The following is a 6654-nucleotide window of genomic DNA, read 5'->3' as shown; positions in this document are numbered from 1 at the left end:
CGACGACGGAGCGCCCGCGCTCGCCGGTGCGACGGCGGTGGTCACGCGGCGAGGCACTCGCGCACGTCGTCGGCGACCACCTTCGCCGCCGAGGGTCCGCCCAGGATCCACGCGACGAGGTTCTCGGTCACGCAGACCTTGCCGTTCTGCACGGCGGGCAGCCCCTGCCACAGCGACTGCGCCTGCAGCGTGTCGTACGCCTCCTGGCTGTCGATGAACGCGATGATCCGGTCGGAGTCGAGCACGTCGAGCCGCTCGGCGGGGATGACGGCCCACTCGCCGTTCTCGCTCGCGACCTTCGAGTCGGGCAACTCGATGTTCGAGAGCGACTGCAGAACATCCGCTCCCACGAAGCTGAGCGGCAGGTAGTGGCGCACGTGATCGGCGCGCACCCGCAGCGGGATGACGGTCTCGCCGGGCACGGCGACCTCGGCATCCAACTCGGCGATCAGCGCGTCGAAGTCGGCGAGCACCTCTTCGGCCTGCTCTTCGCGACCCGTGAAGTCCGCGATCTGGGTGACGTGTCCACGCCAGTCGCTGTCACCGTTCTCGTCGGCGAACGCGAATGCGGCCACCGGCGCGATGTCCTCGAACGTCGCGAGGTTCTCCTCGGCCGCCTCGGTCGCGATGATCAGGTCGGGCTCGAGGGCGGCGATCGCCTCGAAGTCGGGCTCGTCCTCGTTGCCCACCAGGGTGAAGTCGGCCGGCACCTGATCCTGCAGGTACTCCGGCACGCCACCGGCGCCACCCCAGAACGTCGAGCCGACCGGCTCGATGCCGAGTGCGAGTGCCGCATCGAGTGCGGCGGACTGGACGATCACGATGCGCTGCGGGTCCACGGGCACGTCGACCTCGCCGAAGACGGTCTCTACCGTCCGTGTCTCCTCTTGCTGCGGTTTGTCCGAGGTGGCGGCGGGGGCCGAACAACCGGCGATCGCGAGGACGGACAACAAAGCCACGGGCACGGCGGCACGGCGGGCGAATCTCACTGGGCACTCTCTCTTTCACTCATGCGTGGTGGAGGTGCCCGGCCGGGGTCGGGACCCCCGTCGGCGGTATTGCGTAGGGAAGCCTACCCTAACTTCTGTCGTGCGTGGGCGCAGCGCCAGGTGGGGGGACAGCGCGCTGCGCGCGTCGCAGGCTTTCGATGAGTTCCTCGCGGCTCAGCCCGTCGGCGGAGCGCTGCCACATCGGCGTGCCGGGGGCGCTGCGCCACGATTCACTCAGCGGGCTGTTGTCGACCGTGTCGAACCCGAGATCGTCGTAGAAGCGCGTCACCAGCGCGACGGCTTCCGGGTGGTCGCTCGAGACGACGAGCGCCTTCCTGTCGGGTGCTCCGGCTGGCCTCGCCAGGCGGACCAAGGCCGGTAGCGCGTCGCTGGGGACGCGGATCTGGAACCGTTCGTGGAACTGGATGTGGCTGAACGCCTTCGCGAGTTTCGAGGTGGGCAGTTGCTGCTGCCGGAGCTCGTGGACCATCTTGGCGCCGGAATCCACCTCGGGGTAGTTGCCGTCGCGCCACGGCATGTAGTTGTTGTTGTCGAGCACGACCTTGCCCGCGAGCTCTTGGACCGGCAGCCGGTCGCCGGGCGCGTAGGGGAACATCAGGATCGCGAAATCGGCGGCCACGGCTGCCTCTGCCGCGGAGGCCGCACGTGCCCGTGGTCCCAGTTCGTCGACGAGGCGTCGTAGCGTCTTCGGCGGCCGCGAGTTGGCGATCACGACGTCGTACCCCGCCGCGATGGCGGCGCGGGCGAGCGTGCTGCCCGCTTGTCCGGCGCCGAGGATGCCGATGACGGTCATGCGCGGGCTCCGGGTCGCTCCAGCGGCGTGCGCGCGGGCGGGATCTCGATGGATGCCGGCGACGTGAGCTTGTCGGCATCCGCGGACCCGCATTTCGAAAGGACCTCGATGTGACCGCCGCGCTGATCACCGCGGCCATCAAGTGACTCTGACTCTGCCGGTGTTACCTCGTCCCAGCCCTCCTGCGGGGTTGCGCACGTGCCGCGGAACACGTACTGCGAGGGGAGTTTGCGCTGACTGCTGGTCCAGTCGATCGGCGGCCGCCGCTGCTCGGCGGGCAGGTAGCCGAGGCGGTACACCGCCATCAGCTCGAGGTCGTCCGGCACTGGAGCAGGCGGACGATCTCTTCCCATCGCCCTGGCACCTCCATCGGGAAGGAGATGAACTGGATGCCCATGCCGAGCTCGACCGTCGTCAGCCAGACGTTCTCCATCGCGGCGCCCATGCTGAACACCGAGTAGAACGACGACAGCTCACCCGGGCGGTACTCGGATCGGTCGAGCATGACGCCGAGCAGCAGCGGTGAGCCGGCGACGAGCTTGCGGTTCTCCTCGCCGAGCGTGTGCGGCACACGCAGGGTGTTCATGAGCTTCTGCCCGCGCGACGTGAACACCTGGCCGGTGAACGGGCGAAGCGGAGCGGGCAGCCGGTCGAACAGCATCCCGTCGCGGCGGCGCTCCATCTCTGCCTTGCTGAATCGGAAGTAGGGCTTGTAGCGCTCGAAGAAGGTGCCGTTCGACATCGCCTCGGTCATGCTCTCGCCGCTGATCCGTGCGATCTCGTCGATCGTCTCGCGTTCCTCCACGATGACGAACCGCCACGGCTGGCTGTTGAGCTGCGACGGGGCGCGCCCGGCGACCTCCATGAGGAGCCGCTGATGCTCCGCCGAGACGGGGTCGGGCAGGAACGGGCCGTTGGTCGTCTTGCGACGACGGACCACATCGAGAAACTCCATCAGTGCCTCCTCCAGACGAGGGCGAGAGCCGTGGCGAATGCCGGAGCGGCGAGGCTCGCGACGAGAGCGTGCCGGCGCGTGCCGCCGCCCGCGTACGGCAGCGTGGCGAGGAGCCCCGCCGCGGGGACCAGCGTGAGACCGGCGGGATGGCGTCCGATCGCGCCGGCAGTCAGCCCGAGCGCGGTGAGCGTCGCGGTCGCGATGAACAGGGCGTGGTGCACCCACCGGATGCGGCTGTTGTCGATGACGCGGGTCGCCACGGCTGTGCCGAACGCGACGTTCGTCGCGTAGCCTGCTGCGGCGGCGGTGATGAGGGCTCGGGACGTCGTGTCGCGACGTGCGAGTCCCCCGCCGGGCATCATGCGATCACCCGCCGTGTCAACAGCGCGGACTCCACGGTCAGACCCGGGCCGAATGCCATGGCCGCGACCCGGCCGGCATCCACCCCGGGCGGGTCGGCAGAGTCGCGGGGGTCGCCGTGAAGCAGACCGCGCAGGATGAACAGCACGGTCGCGCTGGACATGTTGCCGTAGTCGCGAAGCACCTCTCGCGAAGGCGCCAGTTGCTCGTCCGTGAGACCGAGTGCGCTCTGCACGCGGTCCAGGATCGCGCGACCCCCCGGATGGATCGCCCATTGCTCGACCTCGGGCCAGCTCGCGCGCCCAGCCGGGAGCAGCCGGTCCTGCAGCGGCCGCAGGGCGGTTTCGAGCTGCTCTTCCAGGATGCGAGGGACGTAGCTCGAGAGCACCATCTCGAAGCCCAGATCGCCGATCGTCCACGCCATGTCGTGCTCGCCGCCGTCGGTGAGCACCGTCTCCATCGCGTCGATCTCCAGCACCGTCGACCCGGGAGGGGCCGGGCGGCCCGAGACCACGGCCGCGGCGGCGCCGTCCGCGAACACCGACGAGGCGACGATCGTGTCGGGGTCGTCGGACGAACGCACGTGCAGGGTGCACAGTTCGACGCACACGATGAGCACCGCGGCATCCGGTTCGGAAAGACACGTCGCCATCGCCGTCCGGAGCGCGGGGAACGCGCCGTAGCAGCCCATGAACCCGATGTGCAGGCGCCGCGTCCGGGGGGCGAGGCCGAGCTCGCGCACCACGACGTAGTCCGGGCCGGGCGCGAAGAATCCGGTGCACGACACGGTGATGACGTGGGTGATGTCAGAGCGCTGGATGCCGGGGGCATCGCGGATCGCGTCCGCGGCGGCGCGCACCAGCAGCGGCGGCACCTCGCGCTCATAGACAGCGTTGCGGTGCCCCGTCGACGGCGTGAGGATCGCACCGCTCTCGCTGAAGAACTCCGCGGCCGCTGAGCCGGCCGCCGATTCGACGAACTCGGCGACGACGGTATGACGCCGCTCGATCGCGGAGGCGCCGAAGGTCGAGTCGATCAGGCGCCGCGCCAGTCGGCTCAATCCCGGCTGGCCTGCGAACAGCTCACGGGCGCGGGTCTGCGGCAGCACGGGCGACGGCACCGCCGTCGCGATGGAGCGCACGCTGACGGCGCCGGGACGACCCGCTGCGCTACTGGGTGACATGCTGGCTCCTTGCAAATCGGTCGGCCGCTCAACCATCGGCGATGATGCTCTGAAGCACCTGGATGGCGATGGCGATGAGGAACGCGTTGTAGAAGAAGCTGGTGACGCTGTGGATGAGGATCACTTGGCGGACCTTCCGCGACGCGACGGTCGCGCCGTCGGGCGAGAACGACGTGCCGACCATGAAAGCGAGGTAGAGGAAGTCTCCCAGTGTGGCATCCTCACCCGCCCCTGAAAAGCTGACCTCGCTCGGTTGCGGGAGGCGCGCGTAGCAGCTCTCGTAGATCTCGGCGAACCCGGTCTGCAGGAGCGCCCAGGCGACGATGACGCCGATCGATCCGAGCAGGCCGACGATCCACGTGTCGGCGCCCGCCCAGCCGGAGTGGCCCGCGGTGGTCAGCAGCGTCACCGCGGATGCCACACCGGTCGCGCTGGCGGCGAGCGGGAACGTCCAGGAAAGGTGCTCGAGCACCCGGTCGGGGAGCGCTCTCGTGCTGTCGACGGCGCCGCGCGCCGACCGGTTGCGGAACCTCGTCAGGACGATGACCAGGTAGACGAGCGCGATGATCTCCCACGCCACGAGCAGGGCGAGAAGCGACGTCACGATGTAGACGACCGCGAGGGCGGCGATCACGGTGCCGAACGCGAGGCTGACGATGTCGTCCGTCTTCCCGGGCTCCGAAGTCATGAAGACACCGTCGCACCGATCGCGCCGGCTTCGCGTCGGTAGAAGCCACGTACTCGCACGGTCGATCAGGGCAGGCGGAACTCCTTGAGCTGACGGCGCGAGGTGATCCCGAGCTTGCGGAAGATGTTGCGCAAGTGGGCCTCGATCGTTCGAGGGCTCAGGAACAACTGCGCGCCGACCTCCCGGGAGGTCGCCCCGGAGGCGACGATTCGCGCGATGTGGAGCTCCTGAGCGGTGAGCACGTCGGTGGGCTGGGCGGATCGTTTCCGCGGGTGCTCACCCGTCGCGCGCAGTTCGCGGGCGGCGCGGGCGGCGAAGGCGTTCGCACCGATGCCCGAGAGCAGCTCATAGGCGGTGCGCAGCTCGTCCCGCGCCTCCTGGCGACGGCCTTCGCGTCGCAGCCACTCCCCGAAGACGAGATGTGCGCGGGCGGTCTCCCCGCCCATGCGTGACGCCTCCAGGTGCATGATCGCCTCGCGGTGGTGCCCTTCGGCGGCCGGTCCCGCGGTCGTGAGCGCCCGTGACCGGGCCTCGATGCCCCATGCCCAGGGCGTGGCGCAGGCGCGTGCTCTCGAGCTCAGTCTGTCGAGTGCGTCCGCGGTGGCCTCCTCGTCGCCTGCGCGCGCGGCCGCCTCGATCAGCTCGGGCAATCCCACGGTGCTGACCGCGAGCTCGGCTGAAGCGGACGCCGTCGTGGCAGCCTCCTGGGCGATGGAGTAGTCACCGAGGGCGTTGTGCAGCACCGCCTTGGCGTACTCCGCCATCGCCACCTCCACGCCCTCGGCGGGATAGCTCGCGTCCTGGAGCGTCAGCTCGTGCAGTTCCGTCACGACGGCTCGATCGCCTCGCCACCCGGCGAGGATGGTCTCGGCGTGACGCGTCGGCACTCCACCGGTGGACTCCGTGAGCGCCGTGGCTTCGGCGACGAGCTCCCGGGCGCGGGTGAGCTGGCCGCTCAGGATCAGGACGTTGGCATGGAACTTCAGCGCGTCGGGGAGGGCCGCCAACGCGCCGGACGCGCGCGCGGAACGGACATCGGCCTCTGCCAGCTCATGGGCCAGCTCGTCGTCCAGGATGCCGACGGCGATCCGGCCGGCCAACCACAGCCACGGCTGGCTCCGATCGTCCCGGACCACGCCGGCCCGTGCATCCTCGCGCAACGTCTCCAGCACCCGTCGCAACCGGGGCACTCCTGCGGCGAAGCCGTGCACGGTGGCCACCGCGAGCCCATCCAGGAGCCCGTCGACGGGTCGCGCCGGTCCTCCACTCGTGGATGTCGCGAGGACGGCGTCGGCGATGACGCGTGTCTCTGGGCCGCCGTTGATGACCGCGGCATCCATCGCGTGGAGACAGGTCTCGCGCGAGAGCGCGGCATCCAGCGGTGCGAGCGTCGATGCGGCGTCCATCAGCATCCGAGGAACCTCGGGTCGCCGGGTCAGATGGAAGGCGATCTGCGCTCGCAGCAGCTCCACCCTCGCGTGCTGGAGCGCGTTGAGCGGGCCGGTCTCGGCCGTCGCGAGGAGGTCTGTCGCTGAGGCGGATGCTCCGGCCTCGTGCAGGGCGTGCGCGGCATCCAGCGCCCGTCTCGACCGGTCGGAGGCGTCGGGTGTCAGTTGTGCCGCGCGTTGCATGAAAGCGCCCGCCGCGGCGTAGCCGCCCCGCGCC

6 protein-coding genes and 1 pseudogene are annotated in these 6654 nt (G+C 70.0%); all 7 read right to left on the bottom strand.

Annotated features, from left to right (window positions below; translation table 11 throughout):
• Positions 1–41: 41 nt before the first annotated feature.
• Positions 42–989, bottom strand: a complete 948-nt coding sequence (locus WBP48_RS01600; RefSeq protein ID WP_424435083.1) for an ABC transporter substrate-binding protein — start codon at positions 987–989, stop codon at positions 42–44.
• 88 nt (positions 990–1077) lie between these two features.
• Positions 1078–1803: an NADPH-dependent F420 reductase gene (locus WBP48_RS01595; protein WP_424435080.1), complete on the bottom strand. Its 726-nt coding sequence runs from the start codon at positions 1801–1803 to the stop codon at positions 1078–1080.
• Between the two features lie 161 nt (positions 1804–1964).
• A pseudogene (locus WBP48_RS01590) lies at positions 1965–2758 on the bottom strand (nitroreductase family protein); the annotation flags it as partial.
• Entirely contained in the window at positions 2758–3120 is a 363-nt protein-coding gene (locus WBP48_RS01585; protein ID WP_424435077.1) for a hypothetical protein, read from the bottom strand. The gene WBP48_RS01585 and the pseudogene WBP48_RS01590, both read right to left, overlap by 1 nt.
• Positions 3117–4301, bottom strand: a complete 1185-nt coding sequence (locus WBP48_RS01580; RefSeq protein ID WP_424435074.1) for a type III polyketide synthase — start codon at positions 4299–4301, stop codon at positions 3117–3119. Before WBP48_RS01580 ends, WBP48_RS01585 begins: the two co-directional genes overlap by 4 nt.
• A gap of 28 nt (positions 4302–4329) precedes the next feature.
• Positions 4330–4989 (bottom strand): DUF1345 domain-containing protein, encoded by a 660-nt coding sequence (locus tag WBP48_RS01575; RefSeq protein ID WP_424435071.1) that lies wholly within the window; start codon positions 4987–4989, stop codon positions 4330–4332.
• 65 nt (positions 4990–5054) lie between these two features.
• Positions 5055–6654: LuxR C-terminal-related transcriptional regulator (locus WBP48_RS01570; RefSeq protein ID WP_424435068.1), on the bottom strand; the 1600-nt coding region annotated here is incomplete at its 5' end.

Source organism: Microbacterium sp. (assembly GCF_049661145.1).
Taxonomy (GTDB): Bacteria; Actinomycetota; Actinomycetes; order Actinomycetales; family Microbacteriaceae; genus Microbacterium.
Note: the sequence above shows the minus strand (reverse complement) of the source record. Positions and strands in the feature narration are given on the sequence as shown.